The sequence below is a fragment of the Streptomyces sp. NPDC003036 genome (assembly GCF_040611175.1).
Lineage (GTDB): Bacteria > Actinomycetota > Actinomycetes > Streptomycetales > Streptomycetaceae > Streptomyces.
The window spans coordinates 55,332-81,519 of the sequence record NZ_JBEXNO010000003.1 but is presented as its reverse complement, the minus strand read 5'-3'; the positions used below and the strand labels follow the sequence as shown (position 1 = coordinate 81,519).

Sequence of the window (26,188 nt, the reverse complement as noted above, 5' to 3'; positions counted from 1 at the left end):
CGCGGCGCGTGCCCAATGCCAGAATCGACCGCATGGCGGAAATCATCCAGAAGGACGGCACCTGGAGTTTCGACGGGGACGTCATCCGCATAGTGCCGGGGACCGACAAGAGCGTGGGGCTGCTGCGCCGGACGCTCGGCGAAATCACCGTCCCCCTGAGGGCGTTGGCGGGGATCTCGTACGAGCCCGGGAAGAAGGCCGGGCGGCTGCGGCTGCGCCTGCGGGACGGCGCCTGCCCTCTGCTCCAGATCACCGGCGGCCACCTGGAGGAAGGCTCCGACCCCTACCGGCTGACCGTCGCCGGGGACCGCTCCGGCGTCGCGGAGTACTTCGTGGACGAGGTGCGGAACGCGCTGCTGCTGGAGCAGGTGGAGAGCGGGCCCGTCGACGCGTACCTGATGCCGGGCCCGGCCCTCCCCCTCACCGTCGGCGCGGGCGACGGCACCGCCACCTTCGACGGCGAGCGCATCCGCCTGGAGTGGAACTGGAAGACGGAGGACTCGAAGTCCTCCGGCGGGGCCCGCACCATCGCGCTGACCGAGGTGGAGGCGGTCGAGTGGCTGCCGTCCATCGGCCTGGAGAACGGCTACCTCCGCTTCCGGACGGGCTCGACGGCGGCCGCGCCCCCGGCGCCCAAGTACGATCCGCACGCCGTCGAGCTGTGGGGCTTCCGCAAGGACCCCCTGATGGCGCTGGTCGGAGCCGCCGTCGTGGCCCGCCTGCCGCACCCGAACGCGGCCCGGGGCGTCGAGCCGCCGGAGGACCGGGTACCCGCTGTCGCACCGGCGCCGGTGCCCGCGCCGGCCGACCACGACGTACTGCTGCGCCGGCTGCGCGAGCTCGGGGAACTCCACCAGGCGGGGATCCTGACGGACGAGGAGTTCGCCACGGCCAAGCAGGCGGTACTGCGCCAGCTCTAGGGGGTGCCGGAACCGTCGATCATGAAGCTCCTGCCCGATATCGGGCAGGAATCTTGCGAAGGCACCCTCTTAACCCTCAGTATCTACGGGTGCTCGAACGCCGCCCGTCGCATGACGACCTCATCGACCACCTGGTCCGCAGCACCGCGCTCCAGCGCGGTGAGGCCGCCCGGGTGGTGCTCGACGTGCTGGCGTACTTCGACGAGACGACCGAGGAGTTCGTCCGCCGCCGCCACCGCGAACTGCAGTCCGGCGGCGAAGTGAACTCCGCGATCTTCGAGCGCATCGCGGCCGAGCTGCCGCACCGCGCCGTGGCGCCGCCGGAACTCTCGCTCCGGCAGCTGCGCCGCATCGTCTACGGCTGATCCAGAGCCGGGCACACCCGCAATCACTCGGAGGGGCAGAACTTTATGTGCGGAATTGTCGGTTATATCGGTAAGCGCGATGTGGCTCCGCTGCTGCTGGAGGGCCTGGCGCGGCTGGAGTACCGGGGGTACGACTCCGCGGGCATGGTCATCACCAGCCCGAAGACCCCCGGCCTGAAGATGGTCAAGGCCAAGGGCCGGGTCCGCGACCTGGAAGCCCGCGTCCCCAAGCGCTTCACCGGCACCACCGGCATCGCCCACACCCGCTGGGCCACGCACGGCGCCCCGAGCGACATCAACTCGCACCCGCACATGGACCCCGAGAACAAGGTCGCGGTCGTCCACAACGGCATCGTCGACAACGCCGCCGAGCTGCGCGCCAAGCTCGAGGCCGACGGCGTGGTCTTCGCCTCCGAGACCGACACCGAGGTCCTCACCCACCTGATCGCCCGCTCCCAGGCGGACACGCTGGAGGAGAAGGTCCGCGAGGCGCTCAAGGTCGTCGAGGGCACGTACGGCATCGCCGTCATGCACGCCGACTTCAACGACCGCATCGTCGTCGCCCGCAACGGCTCCCCGGTCGTCCTCGGCATCGGCGAGAAGGAGATGCTCGTCGCCTCCGACATCGCCGCGCTGATCGCCCACACCCGGCAGATCGTCACCCTGGACGACGGCGAGATGGCCACCCTGAAGGCCGACGAGTTCCGCACGTACACCACCTCGGGCACGCTGACCACCGCCACGCCCGAGACCGTGGAGTGGGAGGCCGCCTCGTACGACATGGGCGGCCACGACACGTACATGCACAAGGAGATCTCGGAGCAGGCCGACGCGGTGGACCGCGTCCTGCGCGGCCGCATCGACGACAAGTTCTCCACCGTCCACCTGGGCGGCCTGAACCTCGACGCCCGCGAGGCCCGCGGCATCCGCCGCGTGAAGATCCTCGGCTGCGGCACCTCGTACCACGCGGGCATGATCGGCGCCTCGCTGATCGAGGGCCTGGCCCGCATCCCGGCCGACTCCGAGCCGGCCTCCGAGTTCCGCTACCGCAACCCGGTCGTCGACCCCGACACCCTGTACATCGCCGTCTCCCAGTCCGGCGAGACGTACGACGTGCTCGCCGCGGTCCAGGAGCTCAAGCGCAAGGGAGCCCGCGTCCTGGGCGTCGTCAACGTCGTGGGCTCCGCGATCGCCCGCGAGGCCGACGGCGGCGTGTACGTGCACGCCGGCCCGGAGGTCTGCGTGGTCTCCACCAAGTGCTTCACCAACACGGTCGTCGCCTTCGCGCTGCTCGCCCTGCACCTCGGCCGCATCCGCGACCTGTCGGTCGCCGACGGCAAGCGGATCATCGAGGGCCTGCGCAAGCTGCCCGAGCAGATCCAGGAGATCCTCACCCTCGAGGACGACATCAAGAAGCTGGCCGCCGACTACGCGAACGCCAAGTCGATGATGTTCATCGGCCGCGTCCGGGGTTACCCGGTCGCCCTGGAGGCCTCCCTGAAGCTCAAGGAGATCTCCTACATCCACGCCGAGGCCTACCCGGCCTCCGAGCTCAAGCACGGCCCGCTGGCGCTCATCGAGCCCGCGATGCCGACGGTCGCGATCGTCCCGAACGACTCGCTGCTGGAGAAGAACCGCGCCGCGATGGAGGAGATCAAGGCCCGCAGCGGCAAGATCCTCGCCGTGGCGCACGCCGAGCAGGAGAAGGCCGACCACACGATCGTCGTCCCGAAGAACGAGGACGAGCTGGACCCGATCCTCATGGGCATCCCGCTCCAGCTCTTCGCGTACCACACGGCCCTGGCCCTGGGCCGGGACATCGACAAGCCGCGCAACCTGGCGAAGTCGGTCACCGTGGAGTAAGTCCGACACCGGACAGCGGGCGACCCCCGGCGCGTGCCACCAACGCGCCGGGGGTCGCCCTTTTCGTACGGCCGGTGCCGCCCGCGCACCGGCCTCCGTGGCCGTGTCTCAGCCCGTGGCCGTCACACCCGGGCTCCGGCCCGCGGACCTGCTCGGCAGCGTGGGCCACTTGGCGACCGTCGCCGTCGCGCCGTACCAGGCCGCCAGGCCCGCCAGCGCGGCGGCCCAGCCGCCGGCCTTGGTCAGGACGCCCGCCTCCGCGAAGGCGCCGACGCCGGACGAGAGCAGCGACAGGAACAGCAGGCCGTACACGCCCTGCCCCATCAGGCCGGTGCCCCTCGCCGAGGCGGTCAGCGTGAGCGCCAGGAGCGACCACACCAGCAGGAACAGGCCCGAGGCCTCGGCCGAGGCCCCGCCGCCGACGGCGGTGCCCCAGGTGAACCAGAAGGCGCCGAGCCCGGCGAAGGCCGTGCCCTCGCCGCCGTTGCCCGCGCGCAGCGCCAGCAGGCCGGTCGTGAACAGGGCGACTCCACCGACCCAGGTGGCGAGCGCGGCGGTGTCGGCCGCCGCGACGTGGTCGATCACACCGGTGTTGCCGAGGCCGAAGGCCAACAGGGTCAGTCCGAGCGCGAGATGGCCGAGAGTGGAGGTGGTGGTGCTCCCCGCAGAGACGTCGTTGTCCACGGCGGGCTCCCTTCGTGTATGTGCCGAGCACTGGATCCCAGCCACCTGGATATACCCTTCACAAGCGCGCAATCCACCTGTGGGGGCGGCTGAATTCCACCGGTACGGAGGGAAGTTGACGGAGCCTCACCAGCGATAACGCCGGGGCAACGGCCGGATCACGACCCGGCTACGAGGGCCTGCGCCAGGATAGGCGGCGGTTACGGGATGACGACAACCGGCCGCTGCGCGCGCCGCGCCAGCCGTCCGGCCACCGAGCCGAAGATCCGCCCGACGATGCCGTGCGTCGAGCCGACCACGATCGCGTCGGCGGAGTACTCCCGGCCGACCTCCTCCAGCTCGTGACAGATGTCACCGCCGCGCTCGACCAGGATCCACGGCACCTCGGCGAGGTAGTCGGCGCACGCCAGCTCCAGGCCGAGCACCTCGGTGCGGTGGTCCGGTACGTCGACGAAGACGGGCGGCTCGCAGCCCGCCCAGACGGTGGTGGGCAGCCGGTTGGCCACGTGCACGATGATCAGGCCGGAACCGGACCGCCGGGCCATGCCGATGGCGTACGCCAGGGCGCGCTCGCTGGAGGTCGAGCCGTCGAAGCCGACGACGACGCCGTGGAGGAAGGCGGGGTCGCAGGCGTGGCGCGTCTGGTCCACCGCGAGGGGGTCGACCGTGGAGTCGGCGACCTGCCTGCGGTCCGCGGGTTCAGGGAATTCGTGACCGGCCATCGGAGTCTCGGCGAAGACAGTCCTCGTGAGAAGGGACGGGGGAACAACGGTTGGCGGCGTGTCCGGGAATCATCTTCCCAACCCCATACCCCCAAGGGTACGGCGACACTCCTGCCCTGCCCAGTGCCCGCCGCCCTGCCCACGGCGCTCACAGGCGTTCCAGGGAGCATGCCCGAGCCCGCCCGGGTTGGCAATGCCGGTTGTGTCGTACAGACGCCCTTCGGACACGGTCCGTGACGGCCGAGTGACCTGCCGGACACGTGCGCGGCGTGGGTGACCGGAGCACCGCCCTGTCGTTTGGCCACACGTCCGGACCGCCGACCCGCCCAGGGAGTCCCTCGTGCCCGTCCCCCCGCCCGGCCCCACGACCGCCTCCGGAACGACCCCCTCCGGAGCCTCCGAGTCGGCGAGCGAGGTGGTGCGCTGGGCCGCCTTCAGCTGCGCCCTGGTCCCCGTGGTGCTCGTCGCCGGCGGGACCTCCCCCGGCGGCGCGGTCACGACCGCGCTCGGCCTCACGGCGGTGACCGCCGCCTGCCGGGCGCTGCTGCGCCGCTCGGAGCGGCTGGCCGCCCGGGCGCCCGCGGAGCCGTACGCGCCGTACCGGGGCCGTCACTCGCGTACGGGGACGCGCACCGGTACGCGTGCGGGCGCGGGGGCGCACCGGGGCGGCCGTCGCGGGGGACGGTGTACGCCCGCGGACTGAGGGTTTCGCACACCTGCGCCCGTACGTTTTCAGCCAACTTCAGGGAGGTGGCGAGTCCTTGCCAAAATGGCCTGCCAACCCCCTTGTCACCAGGGAAAAAAGCCTCGCCGGGGTCGCGGGAACCCTATGCGGATGGGCCATGCACGCGAGGCGCACTTCCCTGCGGGCCCCGCGAGTGGAAACCTTCGTGATCGAATGCTTCGCGCCAAGTTGCCTTGTCGACATAGTCCCGGATGCGGAACTTGTCACGCCGGCGCCACGGGACACAGTAGATTCGATCATGAGTATCGAAGACTGGGGACTCGTGCAAAACCGAGGGGAAACGTGCAGGAGCGACAGGACCTAGGAGACGCGAACACCGAGGGGGGCTTAGCGTCATGAGCCAGGACTCCGCCGCACCGGAGAACGGACGCAAACTGTCCGGACGCCGTCGTCGCGAGGTCGTCGCGGTGCTGCTGTTCAGCGGCGGCCCCATCTTCGAGAGTTCCATTCCTCTCTCCGTGTTCGGGATTGACCGCCAGGACGCCGGAGTGCCCCGCTACAGGCTGCTGGTCTGTGCGGGCGAGGAAGGACCCCTGCGGACCACAGGGGGGCTGGAACTCTCCGCACCGTATGGCCTGGAGGCCATCAGCAGGGCCGGCACCGTCGTCGTACCGGCGTGGCGGTCGATCACATCGCCGCCACCGCCCGAGGCGCTCGACGCGCTGCGCCGCGCGCACGAGGAAGGCGCCCGCATCGTCGGGCTGTGCACCGGTGCCTTCGTGCTCGCGGCGGCCGGTTTACTCGACGGCCGCCCGGCGACCACGCACTGGATGTACGCGCCGACGCTCGCCAAGCGCTACCCGTCGGTCCACGTGGACCCGCGGGAGCTCTTCGTCGACGACGGCGACGTACTGACGTCCGCCGGGACGGCGGCCGGAATCGATCTCTGTCTGCACATCGTGCGGACGGACCACGGGGCCGAGGCGGCCGGGGCGCTGGCCCGGCGGCTGGTGGTGCCACCGCGGCGCACCGGCGGCCAGGAACGGTACCTGGACCGCTCGCTGCCCGAGGAGATCGGCTCGGACCCGCTGGCCGAAGTGGTCGCGTGGGCGCTGGAGCACCTCCATGAGCAGTTCGACGTGGAGACGCTGGCCGCCCGGGCGTACATGAGCCGGCGGACCTTCGACCGGCGCTTCCGTTCGCTGACGGGCTCGGCGCCGCTGCAGTGGCTGATCACCCAGCGGGTGCTCCAGGCGCAGCGGCTGCTGGAGACCTCCGACTACTCGGTCGACGAGGTGGCGGGCCGCTGCGGCTTCCGCTCGCCGGTGGCCCTGCGCGGCCATTTCCGCCGCCAGCTGGGCTCGTCGCCGGCCGCGTACCGGGCCGCCTACCGGGCCCGGCGGCCGCAGGGCGACACGACCTCCTCCTCCCCGCCGCCGACGGCGGTCGTGGAGGCGGTCCTGCCGGGCGCCAGACGGGCCCCGGGAGGCCCCGGGGAGCCGGGCAGACCGCACGTGGCCCTGCCGGGCCAGCGCAGCGCACCGTGACGATGGGCCGCGGCGGAGGGGGTGCACGACCACACCCCCTCCGGCGCGGCCCATCTAAGGTAGGACGCATGAACGACCGCATGGTGTGGATCGACTGCGAGATGACCGGGCTCTCGCTGACGGACGACGCACTCATCGAGGTGGCCGCACTGGTCACCGACTCGGAACTGAACGTACTCGGCGACGGCGTGGACATCGTGATCCGCCCGCCGGACGCCGCGCTGGAGACCATGCCCGAGGTGGTGCGCCAGATGCACACGGCCTCCGGCCTCCTCGACGAGCTGGCCGCGGGCACGACCCTCGCCGACGCCGAGGAGCAGGTCCTGGCGTACGTACGCGAGTACGTGAAGGAGCCCGGCAAGGCGCCCCTGTGCGGCAACTCCGTCTCCACGGACCGCGGCTTCCTGCTGCGCGACATGCCGACGCTGGAGGACTACCTCCACTACCGGATCGTCGATGTCTCCTCGGTCAAGGAGCTGGCCCGCCGCTGGTACCCGAGGGCGTACTTCAACAGTCCGGAGAAGAGCGGCAACCACCGTGCGCTCGCCGACATCCGCGAGTCCATCGCCGAGCTCCGCTACTACCGCGAGGCGATCTTCGTCCCCCAGCCCGGCCCGGACTCCGAGACCGCCCGCGCGATCGCCTCCCGCCACGTCCTCCCGGCGGAACCGGCCGCCTGACACCCCCGCCGACCCGCCACCCGAAAGGCGGGAGCGAGCACCCTCTCGGACCCTGTACACTTTTTCTCGGCCGGTCGGGAAAAAGACCGGTCGTGGTGGGTATAGCTCAGCTGGTAGAGCACCTGGTTGTGGTCCAGGATGTCGCGGGTTCGAGTCCCGTTACTCACCCTGATTGATCAAGGGCTGACCTGTGGAAACAGGTCAGCCCTTCGTCATGTCGTCGCCGCTCGCGAGGTAAGCCGAGCGGCGTGTGACCCACCTCACACTTCCGGGAGTACGGCGCGTGGGCCCCCGCCGGCCCAGCTTCGCGCCGACGGGCTGTGGCTCGGTATCGCGGGCAACCAGACCGTACGGACAGCCGGCATCCTGCGACAGCTTCTCACTGGCGACGTGGAACCGATCAGCACCTCGGACGACTGGGGCGCCGGAAAGCCCGACCCGGAATTCTTCGTCCGAGACGCGGAAGCGGTCCCGTACCGGCCGGAAGAGATCCTCTACGTCGGCGCCCGCGGGGTCGCCCTGCGGCGGCCACCGGCCGGAACGAACGCAGCCTCGCCTTCGAGCGGGAGGGGCGCCTTCGCGCGTTCGGCGCTCTGTCGCGGCCAGCTCCTGCCGCTACGGTGCGCCGCACGCACCCGACCTAAAGGGGGACCCATGGCCAGGCGACTGCGCAAGGTCGGCACCAACTCAGGGAACAACGGCTGCCCAACGCTGCACGAGACGCCGTCCGGGGCCTACGCGGTTCAGGGCGGAGCCCATGCGCGTGCAGCAAATGATCGGCCTCGAGGAGTTCGACGGCGTGTTCACCAGCCTCCGCCACTCGGTCTGGAGGCTGGAGACGCGCCGCCGCTGCGCCTCTGATGAAGCCACCGAGACCTACGCCCAGTTCGCCGCCGGTCGGCCTGTGCAGTGGGACCTGGACGACCTCTGGTGCCGAGAGCGGCGTGAACAGGTAGCGCTCGGGAAGCGGTTCGAGCGGGTGCGGATCCTCGATGAGCCGCCCACGGCCGGGCAGCGCTACCTCCTCGACAACGCCCGCCGGAACACGGCGGCGGGTGAGGACATCCGCATTCTCACCCGGTCGAAGGCCGACGAGCTGCGCCTGCCTGCGGAGGATTTCTGGATCTTCGACGCGCGGGTAGTCGCGCTCGGCCGCTGCGCCTGACGCAGTCGATCGGCATCGTCACGAAACGGTCGCGACGGCTCCACATCCGCTCCACACAGCGCATGATGTGTCTCTGATCACGAACAACGCCTGGGGGGACCATGCGCCGCACCACCACCATCACCCTGACCGCCCTCGTCTGCCTGGGCGTCCTCACCGCCTGCGGCGGCCCGCAGTACGGCGGCAGTGCGCCGGAGGTCAAGGCGTCCGCCGATTCGGGCGGGGAGAGCGCGGCGGCGGCGGAGAAGCCGAAGGCCGAGAAGCCGAGCGTCGCGAAGGTCGGTGACACGGTCACCCTCAAGGGCATGGAGGACGGCGAGCAGCTCGCCGTGACCCTCAAGAAGATCGAGGACCCGGCGAAGTCGAAGGACGAGTTCTTCGCCCCCGAGGACGGCAGCCGGTGGGTGGGCGCCCAGTTCGAGTTGGTCAACACCGGGACCAAGGTCTACGCGGACAGCCCGGGGAACGGCGCGCAGGTCGCGGACGCCGACGGGCAGCGGTTCGGCACCACGCTCGCCGACATCACCGCCGGGCCGTCGATGACGTCCGGTGCCAATGTGCCGCCCGGCGAGAAGGTGCTCGGCTGGGTCGTGTTCGAGGTGCCCAAGGCGTCGAAGCTCGCCACGGTGCAGTTCGCGATGAACTCGGGCTTCGCCGACCAGACCGGGCAGTGGAAGCTCGACAAGTGACCCATACATGGTGGGACCTGCTCCCGGCCGGCATCCGGGAACAGGTCGACGGCTACGTCCTCCAGGACGCCCGCCTGCGGGCCGTCCGCGTCGTCTTCGAGGCCGGCCGCGCCCGCGGGGTGGGGCTCCACGAGGCCCAGCTCGTGGTCCACGACCGCTACCTGCACCACGGCGACCGGGTCGCCCGCACGCCCGACAGCCCGCTCGACCTGGAGTCCCTGGCCGCCCTCGCCGCCGGGGCGCCCGGCCAGGTGGTGGCGGTCGAGGCCGTGTGGGACGGCGACACCGTCCACGACTGGTTCGTGGACCTGTTGGCCGTCACCGCCGATCCCGCGGGCGAGTACCCGCTCGCCACCGTCTACCGGGGCACCGCCGTGCGGTACCTCGGGGGCGAGGACGTCGGCGGGCGCCACCCGTCGGCCGTGGCCGCCGACCGGGCCGGCCGGGAACTGGCCGCCCACCTCGCGGTGCCGTTCCACTTCGGGAGCCCGGAGACCCCGGACGACGAGGCCCCGCGTTACGTGCGGGCGGACCCGCCCAGCCCGCGCCGGTAGCCTGCGGGCATGACCATCCGTCGCGCCGCTGACCGGCGGCAGCCCAGCGGGCCCATGCCCGAGATCACCGAGACCGACTGCGAGCGGTGCGGCACCCGGATCGCGGGCTTGACGGGACGTTACGCGTGCGGCGCGTGCGGGTGGGTCAACCACTGGTCGCAGGGGCACACGGACCTGCCCAGCGCCCGGGACGACCTGGACTACGCGCGCCGCCGCTGACCACCGGCCGGTCCGGGCAACTTCCCGCCCCTCCGCGGCGACTGTGAGGTACGTAACACGGCCCTCTCCCCCACAGGAGGAAGCGTGTACCACCTCAGATCCGCCCTCGGAGTTCCCCTCATGGCCGCCGCCGCGGCCTGCGCCCTGCTCGGCCCTCCCGCCCGCGCCGGCGAAACCGCCGCCGCCGCGCGGCAGGTGGAGCGGCTCGACCGGGGGCTCGTCAGCGTCCACACCGGGACCGGGAACCTCGTCAGCTGGCGCTGGCTCGGGACCGACCCGGACGGCGTGGCGTTCAACGTGTACCGAGCCGGTACGAAGGTGAACGCCGACCCGATCACCAAGGCCACCACCTACTTCCACTCCGGCGCCCCCAGCCACGCCGACTACACCGTCCGCGCGGTCGTCGGCGGCGTCGAGCAGGGCGACTCGCCGCACGCCGTGCAGTTCCGCGCCGGGTACAAGGACGTGCCGCTCACCCCGCCGCAGGGCGGGACGACACCCGACGGCGTGGCGTACACGTACGAGGCGAACGACGCGTCCGTCGGCGACCTCGACGGGGACGGCGCGCTCGACTTCGTCCTGAAGTGGCAGCCCACCAACGCCAAGGACAACTCCCAGTCCGGCTACACCGGCACCACCGTCCTCGACGGCATCAGGCTGGACGGCACCCGGCTGTGGCGGATCGACCTCGGGCGCAACATCCGTTCCGGGGCGCACTACACGCAGTTCCAGGTGTACGACTACGACGGCGACGGGCGCGCCGAGGTCGCCGCCAAGACCGCCGACGGGACCGTGGACGGGGCCGGGAGGGCCATCGGGAGCGCGAGCGCCGACCACCGCAACAGCGGCGGGTACGTGCTCGCCGGGCCCGAGTACCTGACCATGTTCGACGGGCGTACGGGCGCGGCCCTCGGCACCACCGACTACGTGCCCGCGCGGGGCACGGTCTCCTCCTGGGGCGACGGCTACGGCAACCGCGTCGACCGGTTCCTCGCCGGGACCGCGTACCTCGACGGCGTACGGCCCTCGCTCGTCATGGCGCGCGGCTACTACACGCGGACCGTCGTCGCCGCCTGGGACTGGCGCGACGGGCGGTTCACGCGGCGCTGGACCTTCGACTCCAGCGCGTCCACCAACGCCGGCAAGGGGTACGACGGGCAGGGCAACCACAGCCTGTCGGTGGCGGACGTGGACGGCGACGGGCGGGACGAGATCGTCTACGGGGCGATGACCGTCGACGACAACGGCGGCGGGCTGTGGACGACGCGCCTCGGGCACGGGGACGCCGGGCACGTCGGGGACCTCGACCCCGCCCGTGCCGGGCTGGAGTACTTCAAGGTGTCCGAGGACGGCTCCAAGCCGGGCTCCTGGATGGCCGACGCCCGCACCGGGCAGCTGCTGTGGCAGACGGCCGCGGGCGGCGACAACGGCCGTGGCGTCTCCGCCGACATCCACCCCGGCTCCCCCGGCGCCGAGTCGTGGTCGGCGACCGACACCACGCTGAGGTCGCCGACCGGGGCGTCCGTCGGCCGCGAACCGTCCAGCGTCAACTTCGTCACCTGGTGGGACGGCGACCTCAGCCGCGAGCTGCTGGACGGCACGCGTATCGACAAGTACGGCACGGACGGCGAGACCCGGCTGCTGACCGGGGCGTCCGTGGCGTCGAACAACGGCACCAAGGCCACCCCGGCCCTCTCCGGTGACATCCTCGGCGACTGGCGCGAGGAGGTCGTGTGGCGCACGGCGGACAACCGGGCGCTGCGGATCTACTCGTCCCCGTACGAGACGGGGACGAGAATCACGACCCTGCTGCACGACACCATGTACCGGACGGCGCTGGCCTGGCAGAACACCGCCTACAACCAGCCGCCGCACCCGAGCTTCCCCATCGGGGCCGGGATGCGGACCGCACCCCGGCCCGCGATCACTACACCGTAGGCGTACAGGTGACCGTGGTCGGGGGCGCGTTCGTCCCCGACCACGAGCCGGTGAGGCCGAAGGTGGTCGAACCGCCCGCCTGGACGCGGCCGTTCCAGGTGGTGTTCCTCGCCGTGACGGCGGCGCCGGTCTGGGTGTGGGTGGCGTTCCACATCTGGGTGATCCGCTGGTCGCCGGGGAAGGTCCACCCCGCCGACCAGGAACTCCACGCCGCCGCGCCCGTGTTCTTGAGGGTCACCTCGGCCTGGAAGCCGCCCTGCCACTGGTTGGTGATCTTGTACGTGGCCGCGCACGGCCCCTCGGCGGGGGGCGGGTCCGTCGGGCCGGGCCCGGGCCCGGGCCCGGTGTCGCCGCCCGCCGTGTCGCCGTAGACGATGCCGCGGCCGTTGGTCGACACGTACACCCGGCCGTAGACGCGCGGGTCGCCGGTGATGGCGGCGCCGGTCCAGCCCCACTGGTGGGCGTCGTCGTTGATCCGCACCCAGCTCGCGCCCGCGTCCGTGGAGCGGAAGATGCCGCGTACGCCGCCGACCTTGGCGCTGGAGTAGAGCGCCGGGTAGGAGGCGCCGGGGGCGGCCTTGCCGAAGCCGATGGTGTCGGCCTGGTCGACGCCCTGGACCTTGGTGAAGGTGGCGCCGGAGTCGGTGGAGTGCCACAGGCCGTAGGCGCCGTCCGGGTCGCCGCCCGCGAGCCAGATGTCGCCGCCGCGGCCGGAGACTGCCTTGAAGCGGACGTTGCCCTCGGCCGGCAGGCCGGTGGCCTTGGAGGCGGTGAAGGTGGCGCCGCCGTCCGTACTGACGTAGAAGACCCCGCCCTTGAAGCCGTAGAACTTCTTGGCGTCTACGCGATCGGACTCGACCACCGCGCCCGCCGGGATGCCCCGGGAGGCCGTCCACGAGGTGCCGAAGCCGGAGGCGGTGTGGACGCCCGCGCCGTCCGGGCTCCACACGAAGCGGCTGCCGTCCGCGGCCGCCGCGACCGTGCCGCCGCCGGTGACGCCCGAGGGCTCGGTGCCGGGGAACCAGTTGGCGCCGTTATCGGTGGAGAAAGCGACGCGCGGACCGCTGTCGAGGTTCCCGGCGCGTACGACGACGTCGGGCTTGGTCTCGGCGTAGTCGACGCTCGTGGTGGAGGTGAAGTTCGGCGAGGTGAACATCATCGACGGCACCTTGGTCAGGTCCGTGTGGCGGAAGCCGCCGATGTCGCCGAGGGCGCTGATGAGGGGCGCGCCGGAGGGCGGGGATGCGAGGTCCAGGACGGCGGTCTCCTCCAGGCCCTGCACCATCGGCTTGATGGTGATCTTGCCGCCGCTGTCCCACTGGCCGAGGTTCTCGGTGCCGTAGATCGTGGCGCCGGTGCCGTACATCATCCGCTGGGAGTCGAAGGGGTCGATCTCGAGGGCCTCCGTCATCCAGCCGAGCTTCGGGGTCTGCTCGGGCGGCGCGGGGTGGGCGCCCCAGGTCAGCCACGGGGACGAGGAGACGTCCATGGTGTAGCGGTTGGAGCGGTCGGGGTACGAGGTGAAGTCCCACGCCCGCGTCCAGCTCGCGCCGCTGTCGGTGGTGCGGAAGATCTGCGTGTCGGGCCACCAGGAGCTGTAGCCGCTCACCATGACGGTGCCGGGCTTCTGCCGGTCGACGGACAGGCCGCTGAAGCCGTAGTACGCGTCGGCGGCGGGGGTGATGTCCTTCCAGGCGCCGGAGGTTCCCGCCTTGGTGTCGTACCGCCACACCGCGCCCTTGGAGCCGTCGTACGGGCCGCCCGTGTCGCTGTACGCGAGGTAGAGGTGGCCGTTGGCCGTGTCGAGAACGCCCTTGTGGGCGAGGAGGCCGGTGGGCTGGCCGGGCAGCCGGGTCCAGGTGGCACCGGCGTCCGTGGAGCGGTAGACGGCGTTCTCCTTGTCGGCGACGCCGACGTAGATGGTCTTGGTGGCGGTGCCGGAGGTGCCGGTCGTCTCGTCGAAGGTGACCCAGACGATGCCCTGGTTGTCGGAGGCGTAACCGCTGGTGTCGGAGGGGTCCTGGGCGTAGTTGCCCGGGTTGGGGAAGGCGGTGACCTGCGACCAGGTGGCGCCGGAGTCGGTGGAGCGCCACAGGCCCTTGCCGCTGGGCGCGCCCAGGTACAGCACGCTGTTGCGGTGCGGGTCGATCGCGAGGCGTTCACCCATGCCGCGCCCGGGCATGTTGCCGCCGAGCTTGAAGGGCAGGTCGGCCTTGCGCCAGGTGGCGCCGCGGTCGGTGGAGCGCAGGACGGCGCCGTTGCCGGGGTCCCAGCTGTTGGTGTACGTGCCGACGGCGGCGTACACGCGGTTGGGGTCGACGGAGTCGGTGGCGAGGCTGACGACGCCGGTGTGGCCCCAGTCGTCCCAGCCGATGTGGTCGAGCAGCGGGGTCCACGTCTTGGTCGACTGCTGCCAGCGGTAGGCGCCGCCGATGTCGGTGCGGGCGTAGGCGAGGTTCTTCTCGGTGCGGTTGAAGACGATGCCGGGGACGAAGCCGCCGCCGTCGACGCGGACGTTCTTCCAGGTGTACGCCTCGGCGGCTTGTGGTTTCACGGCCGGTTCGCCCGCCGTCGCGGGTGGCGCGGCGGTCAACAGGCCGGCGGCGAGCGCCAGCCCGAGGAGCAGATGTCGTGTTCTGCGCACGGTGCTTCCTCTCGGTGGGGGACGAGCCGGGCCGGCCGCGGACAGCGCGGCCGGCCCGGTAGTGCGTACGTACGCGGAGCCACGCGGGGCTATTCGAGGAGCTCCGCGTACGAACCCATGGCCAGGGCGATGTCCGCCTGGGCCCAGAAGCGGTGGTACGTGAAGACCGGCGCGGCGCCGCCCTTCAGATAGGCCTCGACCTTCGACCAGGCCGGGTCGTCCTCGTAGAAGGAGCGGATCGAGGCGAAGGTGGAGGACGAGTTGACCGGGTCGCCGTTCGGCATCACGCCGGTCCAGGTGCTCGGCACGTGGACCGGGTCGTCGAAGCGGTTGTAGTCGGCGCGGGTCTCCGGGACGGCGATGCCCAGCGGGTCCTGGTGGTGGTCCCACATGCCGTCGAGGAGCGCCTTGGCGACCCGCTTGGCGTCGGCGTCGCCGGACTTGGCGGCGTAGTACGTCAGGGTCTTGGCGTACGCGGCGGCCACGCCGACGTCGTTGGTGTAGTCGGCGACGGTGACGTGCAGCCCGGTGTTCGCGCCGGGCGCGGACGGGTTCCAGGTGTCGGGCTGGCCGGACCACTGGAGCGTGGACGGGATGCGGAAGGTGCCGTCGGGGTTGATGGTGGTCTTGGAGATGGCCCAGTCGACCCACTTGTCGAGGACGCTCTTGGCGAGGGCGTCACCGTTCTGGTGGTAGTACTCGGCGACCCGCTCCATGGACCACGCCTGGAAGCCGAACCACTGGTTGGACGGCGGGTCGTGGTAGACGGGCTTCTCGTCGTAGTACAGGCCGTAGAAGGTGGAGGTGCCGGCCGGCGGGGTGGCGTAGCGGCCCTGCCAGCTGTTGGTGGCGCCGCCCGCGATGGCGCCCTCGGAGGACTGGAGCCACTTGTAGAACTCCACCTGCCGGTCGAGGCTGGTCGCCCAGTCCTGCACGCCGGTGGCCGACTTGGGCTTCAGCGGCGCGTACTCGCTGAGCGCGTACGCCGCGAGCGGGTTCTGGTAGCCGCCGTGGGCGTGGCTGGAGCCGATGCGCCAGGCCCAGCCGGCGCTGGTGTCGGTGGCGCCGCCCCAGGCGTAGTACCAGCTCAGCAGGTAGTGCGCGCTGTTCTTGCCGGTGCCGGCGGGGCAGGTGGTGGGGCCGACGCAGTTGCCCGACTTCTTGAAGTACTTGTCGAACAGGGCGTACCGCAGGTAGTCGCCCATCTTGGCGGCCTTGGCGACGGTCGCCGTGACCTGCGCGCCCTTGCCCTGCTGCTTGGCCCAGATGTCGGCCCAGTAGGCGGCCTGGACGGCGCGGGCGTCGGCGTCGGGGGCGTTGGTGAACTTCCACTGCTTGGCGTAGGAGGCGTCACCGGTGAACAGGTCGAGGAAGCCGTTGCGTCCGCCGTAGGTGAAGTTGTCGCAGGTGGGGTGGGTGACGGTCTCCCAGACGGACTCCTGGGGGCCGCGCTGGAAGGTGTTGATGTACGACGGGCCGGTGGCCGTCGGTCCGGCGGAGCACTTGCCCGGCTCGTTGCCGAAGCCGTAGACGTTGTCGACGTCCTGGATCCAGTGCATGCCGTAGATCTCGTCGGTGCCGTACGCGCTCTTCAGCTCGCCCGCGATGGGGTCGGCGCCGGTGGACACGCCGGAGTCGAGCCGGGACGGGTACTGGGTCGGCGAGTCGTGCTCGGGGGCGTACGTGGCCGGCTTGGAGGCGTTGTAGAAGGAGTTCGTCGGCTGGTCGGCGCGGGTGGGGATCATGAACTTCTCCATGGTGTCCCACGCGCTGTTGAACTTGGTCCAGTCGCCGGTGATCTTCCCGTACATGGCCTGGAGCCAGATCAGATAGCTGTACGCCTCCGACGTCGTCTCGTGGCCGTGGTCCGGCGCCTCGACGATGAGCGTCTCGACCGAGTGGTACGGGATGCCCTCCGGCGAGAAGTAGCCGTTGGCCGGGTTGGTGATCCGAGCGTGCAGGTCGAGGAAGCGGGCGTCGTACGTCGAGTCGGCGGCCAGCTGCGTGGCGGTGACCTCGGCCTTGGTGTGGCCGGGTGCGGTGGCCGTGAAGACGGCCGAGCCGGTGCCGGTGGACGCGGCGGTGACGGTCACCTTCTGGGCGGTGTTCCAGTTCGCCGGGGTGAAGGTGAGAGTGGCGGGCGCGGCGGTGAGGCCCGTGTTGCCGGAGGTGCGGGCGACGGTCACCGTGACGTTCGCGGACGGCTGGGTGGAGAGCTTCAGGTCGAACGTGCCACTGGTGCCCTGGCGTACGCCGAGCTGGGCGGGGCTCGCCACGAGCGCGGCACCGGCGGCGACGGTGATGCCGACGGGCGCGGACTCGGCGGAGGCGCCCTGGTTGTCGTACGCCTTGGCGTAGAGCGAGTGGGAGCCGGCGGCGAGGCCGGTCGCGCTGTGGGTGAACGGCGCGGTGGTGTCCGTACCGAGGAGGGTGGTATCGCGGTAGAACTCCACCTTGGTGACAGTCGCCCCGTCGGCGGCCGCGGCGGTGGCGGCCATCGGGACGGGGTCGCCCGCCGTGAAGACCGCACCTGGGGCCGGGCTGGTCAGCACGGCGACGGGTGGCTTGTGCGCCCCGGCGCAGGGCTCGCCGTTGACGGCGAAGGCGGCGGGGGCGGTGTTGGCGCCGGTGTAGGTGAACTGCCCGCCGGCGGTGACGGCCGCGCCCGCGGCGACGGTCCTGTTCCAGTCGGCGTTGCGGAGGGTGACGGTCTTGCCGGACTGCGACCAGACGCCGTTCCAGCCGTTGGTGAGCTTCTGGTTGCCGGCCTGGTCGTAGGTGACGGTCCATCCGGTGAGGGGCGCGGTGCCCCGGTTGGTGAGCGTGACCTCGGCGGTGAAGCCGGAGCCCCAGTCGTTGGCGACCTTGTAGTCGACGGTGCACTGGACGGCGGCGGCCTGGGCCGCCTCGGCGGGGCTGGGCGCGCCGACGGCGGTCATGCCCAGCGGCAGCGCGAGGGCGGCGACGAGGGCGGCGGCCAAGCGGGGCTTCGTCCTGCCTCTGATCCTGGTTCTGGTTCCCGGTGACATGTGCTGGCTTCTCCTCGCGGCTCGGGGAGGGGTCGGGGATGAGCACAAGCGGTGAACAGGTGGGAGCGCTCCCACTATGGGGAGGGCGGCGGAAGGGGTCAAGGTGCGGGAAGAGTCGAAGAAATTCGACAGCGGTCCGACGCTGGGCGGCGGGCCCGGGGGGCGCGGGGCTCCGGGGGCGGGGGCTCCGGGCTCCGGGCTCCGGGGACCGGGAGGCTCCGGCGGACGCGGCGAGGGAGGCGAGCGCGCGCTTGGGCGCGGGGGGCTCAATTGCCGGGAGGGGAGCTCCGCCGGGCACGGCGCCCCCCTCCCTCCGTCAGCGGATCTGGAAGAACGGCGGACTGCCGTACAGGCTCACCCTGTTCGCCACGACGTACCCGCCGGGCACCGCCAGCAGCTCCATGTCCGTGCTCAGCGGCAGCTTCTTGCCGGTCACGGGCAGCGGCGCGTGGACGTCCGCGCCGGTGCGCGGGTCCTTGACCCACACGTTGGCGTCGTCGGAGTCGCTCGCGAGCACCGCCAGCCGCCCGTCGGGACGCAGCACCACGCCGGCCACGGCCTGGTGGATGCGCCGCATCCACAGGCGTTCGCCGTCGCGCAGCCGGAACGCCGCCACCCAGTACGCCGACGACTCGCCCGGCACGCTCACGGGCGTGATCAGGGTGTCGGCGGTGAAGAGCGCCGGCTCCGGGCGGGTGCCCGCCTCGGCCGCCGGGGGCAGCGTGCCGAGGGGGCCCTCCAGCGGGATGCTCGCCCCGGCGCGGCCCGCGGCGTCGAAGGCGAGGACGGCCTTGGTGCCGCGCGGGTCGATCTCGTCCAGCTCGACGACCGCGGGCTCGGTGGAGAGGATCCGCATCGCCTCCAGGCGCGTCTCGGTGGGCAGCTTCGCCGCCCACAGCTCCTTGCCGGTCGCGGCGTCGAGGGCGATGAGCCGGTGCGTGGCCTCGTCCTCCAGGATCTCGGGCCGGCACTCCTCGACCAGCAGCGCCCGGCGCGCCGAGGCGTCGACCGCGAGGGCCTCGCAGTCCTCGGCGACCTTCCGCTTCCAGCGCTGGGCCCCGCTGTCGGCCGCCAGGCCGCGTACCGCGTCCTCCTCGACGACGACGGCGGCGGTGTCGGCGAGGGCGATGCGGCCCGTGCGGGCGAAGGCGTATCCGTCGGCCCGGATCGCGGCGCGCCACGCCTCCTTGCCGGTGTCGAGGCGTACGGCCACGACCGTGGCGCACGGCTTGTCGTGCCTCCCCAGGCCGAGGAGCCCGACGCCGCCGACGGTTCGGGTGCTCATGGCGCAGACCTGGTGGCGCGTGGGCGCCGTGTACGTCCAGCGCAGGGCGCCGTCCCGGGTGCCGAAGCCGGTGAGGCCGTCGGCCCGGGCGCGTACGACGGTCCCGTCGGCCTGCCAGTTCCCGAGTCCCTCGGTCGTCTCGGGCCGGTCCTCGTCGGCGCGCCAGCCGACGGCGTACGACGGCCCGGCCAGCCCCTGCTGCACGGCCCGGGCGGGCCACAGCGCGGCCAGGATCCCGGCCACCAGGAAGACGGGCAGCCAGCGCGCCCGGAAGCCGGGCTCCGCCACCGAGGCGACGACCATGCCGACGAGGGCGGCGATGAACCCGACGACGCCCAGGCCGACGGACCAGCTCTCCACCGTGTCGTAGCCGGGCAGGCAGCCCGTCGTGCAGTCCCCGCCGCGCCTGGCCATCTGCCTGGCACCGATGACGAACATCACCGAGGAGCCGATCAGGCCCCCCGCACCGACGACGGCGGCCCCTTTGGCCACCAGTAGCGCACGCACGCATGCCCCCCACGGACGATCAACTCCGAACGATTGTGGGCGGAATGTATCGCGTGACGATCACACCCGGCGGGTTACCGTCAGGTGATCAGCCCTTGGTGAGAACGTCGGCGGCCCTTTTGCACCTATCCGCGGTCGCGATGCGGCGCTCGGCGTCCGTCGCCGTCTCGGTCCTGCTCCACGCGGGGTCGTTGTCGGCCGCCCAGGGGTCGTCGTAGTCGTGCCCGGCCTGCGCCCTACTCGGAGTAACCCGTCCGCCGCACACCGTCGGTGACGCGGGCTTACGTCGACTCCCGCACCACCAGCTCCGTCGGCAGCACCACCTGACGCGGTTGCGCGGCCGTGCCCGTGACCTCCTGGAGGAGGATGCGGGCCATCCGGCGGCCCATCTCCTCGATCGGCTGGCGCACGCTCGTGAGCGCCGGGTCCATCAGGCGCGCCACCGCCGAGTCGTCGACGCCGATGAGCGCCACGTCGTCCGGCACGCGGCGGCCCGCGTCCCGCAGGACACCCCGCGCGCCCGCCGCCATGACGTCCGACGCGGCGAAGACGCCGTCGAGGTCCGGGCAGCGTTCCAGCAGCTCGCGCATGGCCCGGCGGCCGCCCTCCTCGGTGAAGTCGCCCGCGGCCACGAGCCGGTCGTCCGCCGGGAGGCCCGCCGCCTCGATGCCCTGGCGGTAGCCGTCGAGACGGCACTGCGCCACGTACATGTCGAGCGGGCCCGTGATGGTGGCGATCCGGCGGCGGCCCCGCGCGGCGAGGTGGTCGACCGCCGAGCGGCCGGCGCCGACGTTGTCGGAGTCGACGTACGCGCCCGGCTCCGCCTCGGAGCGGCGGCCGTTGAGCACGGCGGGCAGTCCGAGCTCCTGGACCAGGTCCGGCAGCGGGTCGTCGCCGTGGACGGAGACCAGCAGGACGCCGTCCACGCGCTGCGCGGCGAGGTACTGCTCGAAGCGCTGGCGCTCCTTGCTGGAGCGGATCAGCGTGAGCAGCAGCTGCATGTCCGCGTCCGCCAGCTCCGCGCTGACACCCCGGATGATGTCGAGGAAGTACGGCTCGGCGAAGAGCCGCGCCTCGGTCTCCGGGATCACGAGGGCGATGGCGTCCGTGCGGGCGCCCGCGAGCGCGCGGGCCGCGCGGTTGGGGACGTACCCGAGCTCGGCGATGGCCTGGCCGACCGCCTCCTTCGCGCGGTCGCTCACCCGCGGCGAGCCGTTGATCACCCGCGACACGGTGCCGCGCCCGACACCCGCCCGGGCCGCGACCTCCTCCAGCGTGGGCCTGCCGGTCTGCCGTCCGCTCACCGCCATCGGCCTCCCATCGAACGTTTCCGCCTCACCTGAGGTAGTGACCCAGTCAACCTAGAGGGTGCCCCCTGTACGGCCCGAAGGGGGAGTACCGGTTTCACCCTTACGATCTTGGGAGCGCTCCCACCGTAGGGCAAGAGACGGCCATGGCGCCAGCCACGTCCCCCGCCCCCGTCACCCTGAAGCCGCCGCAACCCCGCCCCGGCCCCGAACTGAGGCCGGGACGGAGACGAGGCGAGGCGAGGCGAGGCGGGACGGAGACGTCAGGCCCGGTAGGCGTCAGGTGCGGTAGGCGTAGTACAGCGCGTCCGGGTAGGAGGCGATGAGGCTCGCCACCGACTTCCGGTACGTGTTGGTCGAGTGGTACGTCAGGTACGGCGTCCCGTAACGGCTCCGGTACGTGGTCATCATGGTGTGGTCCTTCGACCCGTCCCGGTCGAAGTCCACCTGGAGCACGTCGCCTATGCCCATGTCGTAGACGTTGCCCAGGTTGGTCGTCCGCTTGCTGTGCAGCGCGAACCACGACCACTCGTTGGCGCCCACGAAGGACAGCGAGGCGCCGAGGGTGGGGTCGTACCACCAGTTGCGGTAGTCCGAGTAGAGGCCCGGGTCGTGCTTCCAGCCGCCCGCCTTCAGGGCCTGGCTGATGAAGTTGGTGCAGTCGCCGCCGGCGCTGTTGTACGCCGGGTAGGCGGGGTTGTAGTTGCTCCAGTACTTCTCGGCGTACGCCGCCATGGCCGCGTAGTCGTACCCGGCGGTGCCCGGCGGCTTCTGCGTCTGCCGCGAGGGCCGCCGCGTGGCGGCGGGCGTCGCCGTCGGTACGCCCTCCTCCGCCGCGTCCACCGCCACCCGGGCCGTGAAGGGCTCGTTGACGGCCACGGGCCCCTCGTCCGTGGACCTCATGCCCGTCAGTTCCCACGTGCCGCCCCGCGTGAAGGCGAAGTTCAGCTCGTGGTGGGCCTCGAATCCGGTGGTCGTCGGCTCGTCACCGCGGATCTTCTTGTACGTCAGGGTCGTGGTCTCGGTGACCCGGACCGTGGCACGGTCGCCCTTGACGCGCGTCTTGTCCACGCGTACGTCCGTGCTGGCGGCGGTGTACACCTCGCCCAGCGCGGCGAGCCGGCCCTTGCGGGACCGCAGCGAGGACACGGCCTCCTTCTCCGACCGCGCCCAACCGGCGGACAGGCCGGCCCGCTTGTCCGTCGTCGGCGTGGAACGCCGCGCCTTGCCGCTGTCCAGAAGGGCCGCCGTACGCTGCGTCAGTACGGCGTCGGCCAGGCGCCCGAAGGACGCCGTCGTCGCACTGTCCACCGTCGGCTTCGCGGCCGCCTCGGTCTCCGAGTCGCTTCCGGCGAAAGCGGTGGGCAGCAGGACGGCCGATGCGGCGACTGCCAATACGGCCCCCAGGGCGGATCTGAACGTCGATCGCTTCACGAAGTCTTCCCCTTGTCACCCGGTCCCGCGCGGGCCGGGCGACGGGATCTTCGCATGATCTGCCGATATGTGGGGCGGTGATGAGTGTTGCAGGATTGCCACAAACACACCGCCCACGTCACCGCGGTTCAACGCCACGGCACTCGGGGCCGGGAAGCGGTCCGCCGGCAAGCACACGGACCTGCGGGCGCCCGGGCGGACTGACGCGTCGGCACGCAGGAAACCGGTGGCCGCCCCTCCGCGCACGGAGCCGTCTCAATTCGCGCCCATCCCTTGACACTCACCCCCGCAAGCCACATCGTGGGAGCGCTCCCACAGACGACGAGGAGAGTGGAATGCGCCCTTCCAGCACGTCCCGCGGCACGTCCCGCCGCACCCCCGGCGGCAGAACGCGCGCCGGAGCGCCCGGCCGCCGCCCCGGGTACGCCGCGGCCGCCGCACTCGCGGCCTTCGCGGTCCTGCTCACCGGCTGCAGCGACGACGGCGGCGGCTCCGGCCAGGCCGCCGGCAACGAGAAGATCACCCTGCGCATCGGAACCTTCGGTTCCTTCGGCTACGACAACAAGAACGGGGCCAAGCTCTACGCCGAGTACGAGAAGCTCCACCCGAACATCAAGATCGAGGAATCGAACGTCGCGGACGGCCAGAAGTACTGGGACACGCTGAAGCTCCGCCTCTCCCGCAACAGCGGCCTCGCCGACATCCAGGCCATCGAGGTCGGCTACATCGCCGAGGCCATCGGCCCCACCATGGCGAACAAGTGGGTGGACCTCTCCAAGACCGGCGGCGCCGACACCTCCGCCTTCCTCGACTGGAAAGTCAAGCAGGCCACGACCGCCGACGGCAAGGTCATCGGCCTCGGCACCGACATCGGCCCGATGGCCATCTGCTACAACAAGGACCTCTTCGCCAAGGCCAAGCTGCCCACCGACCGCACCCAGGTCGCGCAGCTCTGGGCCGGCGACTGGGCGAAGTTCGTCGCCACGGGCAAGACGTACCAGAAGAACGCCCCCGCCGGGACCGCCTTCCACGACTCCGCGAGCGGCCTGTTCAACGCCGTGCTCTCCAGCCAGCCCCTCCAGTACGCCGACGAGAAGGGCGAGCTGGACTACGAGAACAGCCCCGGCGTGAAGAAGGCCTGGGACCTCGCCGTCGAGGCCGCCGAGAGCGGCATCACCGCCAAGCTGCGGCAGTTCGACGAGAAGGGCACCTGGAACGCTGGCTTCAAGAACTCCAAGTTCGCCAGCGTCGCCTGCCCGAGCTGGATGACCGGCATCATCAAGGACCAGGCCGGACCGGCCAACCAGGGGAAGTGGGACATCGCCGCACCGCCGGTCGCGGGCAACTGGGGCGGCTCCTTCCTCGCCGTACCGAAGTCCGGCAAGCACGCGGAGGAGGCCGCCAAGCTCGCCGCCTGGCTGACCGCGCCGGAGCAGCACGCCAAGGTGTTCGGGGTCAACGGCAACATCCCCTCCACCAAGGACACGCTCGCCTCCGCCGCCGTCCAGAACGCCAAGATCCCGTACTTCGGCGACACCCCGGTCGGCAAGATCTACTCCGAGGCCGCCGCCGGCATCACGCCCGCGCCGGTCAGCCGCTACGACGGCCAGGTGAAGACCTTCATCACCGACAACGGCATCCTCGACATCGAGCAGCGCGGCACCGCGCCCGATGCCGCCTGGGAGAACGTCAAGAAGCTGATCGACGACAAGATCGATCAGTAGCGGGGCGCCCCCGGGAGTGTCGTCACAGGAGCGTCGTCCGCCCGCCGGCCTGGGGGCACCTCCCAGCGGGAGCTGGGCGGGGACGTCGACGACACGACCCAGGCCGCCCGGCGCTCCCCCGCCGGGCGGCCACCCCGCCCCGTACCGACCTGGAAGGAATGCCCCTCGTGGCCACCTCCGTCCGTGCGGCGGCCGATGGCGGCACCGCGCCGCCGCCGCCCACGCCCTCGCCGCCGCCCCGCGCCGTACGCGCCGGCAGCGGCTGGCGCAGCCGCCTCTACCGCTGGGACCTCAAGGCGACCCCGTACGCCTTCGTCTCGCCGTTCTTCCTCTGCTTCGCGGCCTTCGGGCTCTTCCCGCTGATCTACACGGGCTGGCTGTCGCTGCACCGCGTGGAGCTCGGCGGTGAGGCGGAGTGGCGCGGCTTCGACAATTACACGGGCCTGTGGGACAGCGAGTTCTTCTGGCGGGCACTCGCCAACACCTTCACCATCGGGGTCATCTCGACCGTTCCGCAGCTGCTGATGGCGCTGGGGCTCGCGCACCTGCTCAACTACAAGCTGCGCGGCCGCGGTTTCTTCCGCGTCGCGGTTCTCGCCCCGTACGCCACCTCGATCGCCGCCGCGACGCTCGTCTTCGCCCAGCTGTTCAACAGCGACTACGGCCTGATCAACACCGTCCTGGGGTGGGTCGGCTTCGACCCGGTCGACTGGGAGTCGTCCAAGTGGCCCGCCCAGATCGCGATCTCCGTCATCGTCATCTGGCGCTGGACCGGCTACAACGCGCTGATCTACCTCGCCGCGATGCAGGCCGTCCCCCAGGACCTGTACGAGGCGGCCGCCCTCGACGGGGCCTCGCGCTGGCGCCAGTTCATCAGCGTGACCATTCCGTCGATCCGTCCCACCATCCTGTTCACGATCGTGGTCTCGACGATCGGCGCCACGCAGTTGTTCGGTGAGCCGATGCTGTTCGGCGGAAGCCTCGGCGTGAGCGGCGGCAGCGGCGGTCAGTTCCAGACGCTGAGCCTGCTGATGTACGAGAAGGGCTGGGTCACCGGCGCCCTCGGCCAGGCGTCCGCCATCGCCTGGGTGATGCTGCTGCTCCTGCTGCTGATCGGGGCGGCCCGGCTGCTCGTCGCCCGCCTGAACCGGGACAACCGGAAGCAAGGGACCAAGGAGGTGGCGTCATGAGCGCCGGAACACCGCTGAAGCCGCTGCGGCGGCTCCGGCCGGCGCGGCCGGCGGCGGGGCGCCAGCACCACGCGGGCCCGCTGACGTACGTCCTCCTCGGCGTGGCCGCCCTCTTCTCGCTCTTCCCGCTGTACTGGAACCTGGTGGCGGCCTCGCACACGGGCGAGCGCGTGGTCGAGGCCCCGGCGCCGCTGCTGCCGGGACCGCACCTCCTCGACAACCTCACCTTCGCCTGGAACCAGGTCGACATGGGCGAGGCGCTGGTCAACACCACGGTGGTGGCCGGTCTGGTGGCGGCGTCCACCGTCGTCTTCTCCACCCTGGCCGGGTTCGCCTTCGCCAAGCTGCCCTTCCGCGGCCGCAACGCGCTGCTCGCGCTGGTGGTGGCGACCATGACCATCCCGCCGCAGCTCAGTGTGATCCCGCTGTACCGGATCATCACCGACCTGGGGTGGGTGGACCAGCTCCAGTCCGTCGTCCTGCCGTCGCTGGTGGCGGCGTTCGGGGTGTTCTTCATGCGGCAGTACCTGCTGGAGGCGCTGCCCGTGGAGCTGGTCGAGGCGGCCCGGGTGGACGGCGCGCACAGCCTGCGGATCATCTGGCACGTGGTCTTCCCGGTCGCGCGCCCGGCGATGGCGGTGCTGGGCATGCTCGTCTTCGTCCAGGCGTGGAACGACTTCTTCTGGCCGTTCATCGCCCTCACCCCGGACGGCAACCCGACCCTCCAGGTGGCGCTGGCCGGCCTGGGCTCGGGCAACCACACCATCAACCAGGCGATCGTGCTGACCGGCGCCCTCATCTCCACCGTGCCGCTGCTGCTGGTCTTCGCCCTGCTGGGCAAGCACATCGTGGGCGGCATCACGTCGGGCGCGGTCAAGAGCTGAGGCGCCGCCGACGGGCCCGGGTCGGGGGTGCGCAGTCACCTCCGGGCCCGAGGTACGGCGTCACCTCCGGGCCGGTGCCGGGCCTGCGGCCTGAAAACCGGCATCCGGCGGCCGGTGACCGCAGCCGCGACCGGCACGTGGCCGGTTCCACCA

General features: G+C 71.6%; 21 protein-coding genes, 1 tRNA gene and 1 pseudogene. 16 read left to right on the top strand and 7 right to left on the bottom strand.

The window, feature by feature from the left end; genetic code table 11:
- The first annotated feature begins 32 nt into the window (after positions 1-32).
- From ABZX67_RS03250 to glmS, 3 genes are all read left to right on the top strand, one after another.
- On the top strand, positions 33-920 hold the full coding sequence (locus ABZX67_RS03250; RefSeq protein WP_355353674.1) for a DUF4429 domain-containing protein: 888 nt from the start codon (positions 33-35) through the stop codon (positions 918-920).
- An 89-nt stretch (positions 921-1,009) separates the two neighbouring features.
- The gene (locus ABZX67_RS03245; protein ID WP_355353671.1) at positions 1,010-1,285 is read left to right on the top strand and encodes a hypothetical protein; all 276 of its coding nucleotides are present in this window, start codon (positions 1,010-1,012) and stop codon (positions 1,283-1,285) included.
- Positions 1,286-1,330: 45 nt separating this feature from the next.
- On the top strand, positions 1,331-3,148 hold the full coding sequence (glmS, locus tag ABZX67_RS03240; RefSeq protein WP_355353668.1) for a glutamine--fructose-6-phosphate transaminase (isomerizing): 1,818 nt from the start codon (positions 1,331-1,333) through the stop codon (positions 3,146-3,148).
- A gap of 108 nt (positions 3,149-3,256) precedes the next feature.
- Here glmS and ABZX67_RS03235 read toward each other — a convergent pair whose 3' ends face one another.
- Together ABZX67_RS03235 and ABZX67_RS03230 are read right to left on the bottom strand one after the other, a co-directional pair.
- Positions 3,257-3,832, bottom strand: a complete 576-nt coding sequence (locus ABZX67_RS03235; RefSeq protein ID WP_355353665.1) for a GPR1/FUN34/YaaH family transporter — start codon at positions 3,830-3,832, stop codon at positions 3,257-3,259.
- A 200-nt stretch (positions 3,833-4,032) separates the two neighbouring features.
- On the bottom strand, positions 4,033-4,554 hold the full coding sequence (locus ABZX67_RS03230; RefSeq protein WP_355353662.1) for a universal stress protein: 522 nt from the start codon (positions 4,552-4,554) through the stop codon (positions 4,033-4,035).
- 340 nt (positions 4,555-4,894) lie between these two features.
- Here ABZX67_RS03230 and ABZX67_RS03225 point away from each other — a divergent pair, with 340 nt between their 5' ends.
- From ABZX67_RS03225 to ABZX67_RS03180, 10 genes and pseudogenes are all read left to right on the top strand, one after another.
- A complete protein-coding gene (locus tag ABZX67_RS03225) occupies positions 4,895-5,257 on the top strand; it encodes a hypothetical protein (protein ID WP_355353659.1) in 363 nt (120 codons plus the stop codon).
- 377 nt (positions 5,258-5,634) lie between these two features.
- Positions 5,635-6,786 carry a helix-turn-helix domain-containing protein gene (locus ABZX67_RS03220; RefSeq protein WP_355353656.1) on the top strand — a complete coding sequence of 384 codons (1,152 nt, stop codon included), beginning with the start codon at positions 5,635-5,637 and terminating at the stop codon, positions 6,784-6,786.
- A gap of 68 nt (positions 6,787-6,854) precedes the next feature.
- Positions 6,855-7,466 carry an oligoribonuclease gene (orn, locus tag ABZX67_RS03215; RefSeq protein ID WP_355353653.1) on the top strand — a complete coding sequence of 204 codons (612 nt, stop codon included), beginning with the start codon at positions 6,855-6,857 and terminating at the stop codon, positions 7,464-7,466.
- A gap of 95 nt (positions 7,467-7,561) precedes the next feature.
- Positions 7,562-7,634 (top strand) — tRNA-His (locus tag ABZX67_RS03210).
- A gap of 129 nt (positions 7,635-7,763) precedes the next feature.
- A pseudogene (locus ABZX67_RS03205) lies at positions 7,764-7,976 on the top strand (haloacid dehalogenase); the annotation flags it as partial.
- Between the two features lie 247 nt (positions 7,977-8,223).
- Positions 8,224-8,631, top strand: coding sequence for a DUF6879 family protein (locus ABZX67_RS03200; protein WP_355353650.1), 408 nt, complete (start codon positions 8,224-8,226; stop codon positions 8,629-8,631).
- A 101-nt stretch (positions 8,632-8,732) separates the two neighbouring features.
- A complete protein-coding gene (locus tag ABZX67_RS03195; RefSeq protein ID WP_355353647.1) occupies positions 8,733-9,320 on the top strand; it encodes a DUF4352 domain-containing protein in 588 nt (195 codons plus the stop codon).
- Complete coding sequence (locus ABZX67_RS03190; protein ID WP_355353644.1) at positions 9,317-9,874, top strand: hypothetical protein; 558 nt, start codon at positions 9,317-9,319, stop codon at positions 9,872-9,874. Before ABZX67_RS03195 ends, ABZX67_RS03190 begins: the two co-directional genes overlap by 4 nt.
- A gap of 9 nt (positions 9,875-9,883) precedes the next feature.
- Positions 9,884-10,093, top strand: coding sequence for a hypothetical protein (locus tag ABZX67_RS03185; protein WP_355353641.1), 210 nt, complete (start codon positions 9,884-9,886; stop codon positions 10,091-10,093).
- A gap of 120 nt (positions 10,094-10,213) precedes the next feature.
- Positions 10,214-12,031 (top strand): rhamnogalacturonan lyase, encoded by a 1,818-nt coding sequence (locus ABZX67_RS03180; RefSeq protein WP_355354094.1) that lies wholly within the window; start codon positions 10,214-10,216, stop codon positions 12,029-12,031.
- Here ABZX67_RS03180 and ABZX67_RS03175 read toward each other — a convergent pair.
- From ABZX67_RS03175 to ABZX67_RS03155, 5 genes are all read right to left on the bottom strand, one after another.
- A complete protein-coding gene (locus ABZX67_RS03175) occupies positions 12,021-14,675 on the bottom strand; it encodes a cellulose binding domain-containing protein (RefSeq protein WP_355353638.1) in 2,655 nt (884 codons plus the stop codon). The genes ABZX67_RS03180 and ABZX67_RS03175 overlap by 11 nt on opposite strands.
- Before the next feature lie 89 nt (positions 14,676-14,764).
- On the bottom strand, positions 14,765-17,704 hold the full coding sequence (locus ABZX67_RS03170) for a glycoside hydrolase family 48 protein (RefSeq protein ID WP_355353635.1): 2,940 nt from the start codon (positions 17,702-17,704) through the stop codon (positions 14,765-14,767).
- A 316-nt stretch (positions 17,705-18,020) separates the two neighbouring features.
- A complete protein-coding gene (locus ABZX67_RS03165) occupies positions 18,021-19,496 on the bottom strand; it encodes a PQQ-binding-like beta-propeller repeat protein (protein WP_355353632.1) in 1,476 nt (491 codons plus the stop codon).
- 281 nt (positions 19,497-19,777) lie between these two features.
- Complete coding sequence (locus tag ABZX67_RS03160) at positions 19,778-20,806, bottom strand: LacI family DNA-binding transcriptional regulator (protein WP_355353629.1); 1,029 nt, start codon at positions 20,804-20,806, stop codon at positions 19,778-19,780.
- A 276-nt stretch (positions 20,807-21,082) separates the two neighbouring features.
- Positions 21,083-22,198 carry an amidase domain-containing protein gene (locus ABZX67_RS03155; protein ID WP_355353626.1) on the bottom strand — a complete coding sequence of 372 codons (1,116 nt, stop codon included), beginning with the start codon at positions 22,196-22,198 and terminating at the stop codon, positions 21,083-21,085.
- Positions 22,199-22,572: 374 nt separating this feature from the next.
- Here ABZX67_RS03155 and ABZX67_RS03150 point away from each other — a divergent pair, with 374 nt between their 5' ends.
- From ABZX67_RS03150 to ABZX67_RS03140, 3 genes are all read left to right on the top strand, one after another.
- Positions 22,573-23,961 (top strand): ABC transporter substrate-binding protein, encoded by a 1,389-nt coding sequence (locus ABZX67_RS03150; protein WP_355353623.1) that lies wholly within the window; start codon positions 22,573-22,575, stop codon positions 23,959-23,961.
- A gap of 167 nt (positions 23,962-24,128) precedes the next feature.
- Positions 24,129-25,151, top strand: coding sequence for a sugar ABC transporter permease (locus ABZX67_RS03145; RefSeq protein ID WP_355353620.1), 1,023 nt, complete (start codon positions 24,129-24,131; stop codon positions 25,149-25,151).
- A complete protein-coding gene (locus ABZX67_RS03140) occupies positions 25,148-26,035 on the top strand; it encodes a carbohydrate ABC transporter permease (protein ID WP_355353617.1) in 888 nt (295 codons plus the stop codon). Before ABZX67_RS03145 ends, ABZX67_RS03140 begins: the two co-directional genes overlap by 4 nt.
- The last annotated feature ends 153 nt before the right edge of the window (positions 26,036-26,188 follow it).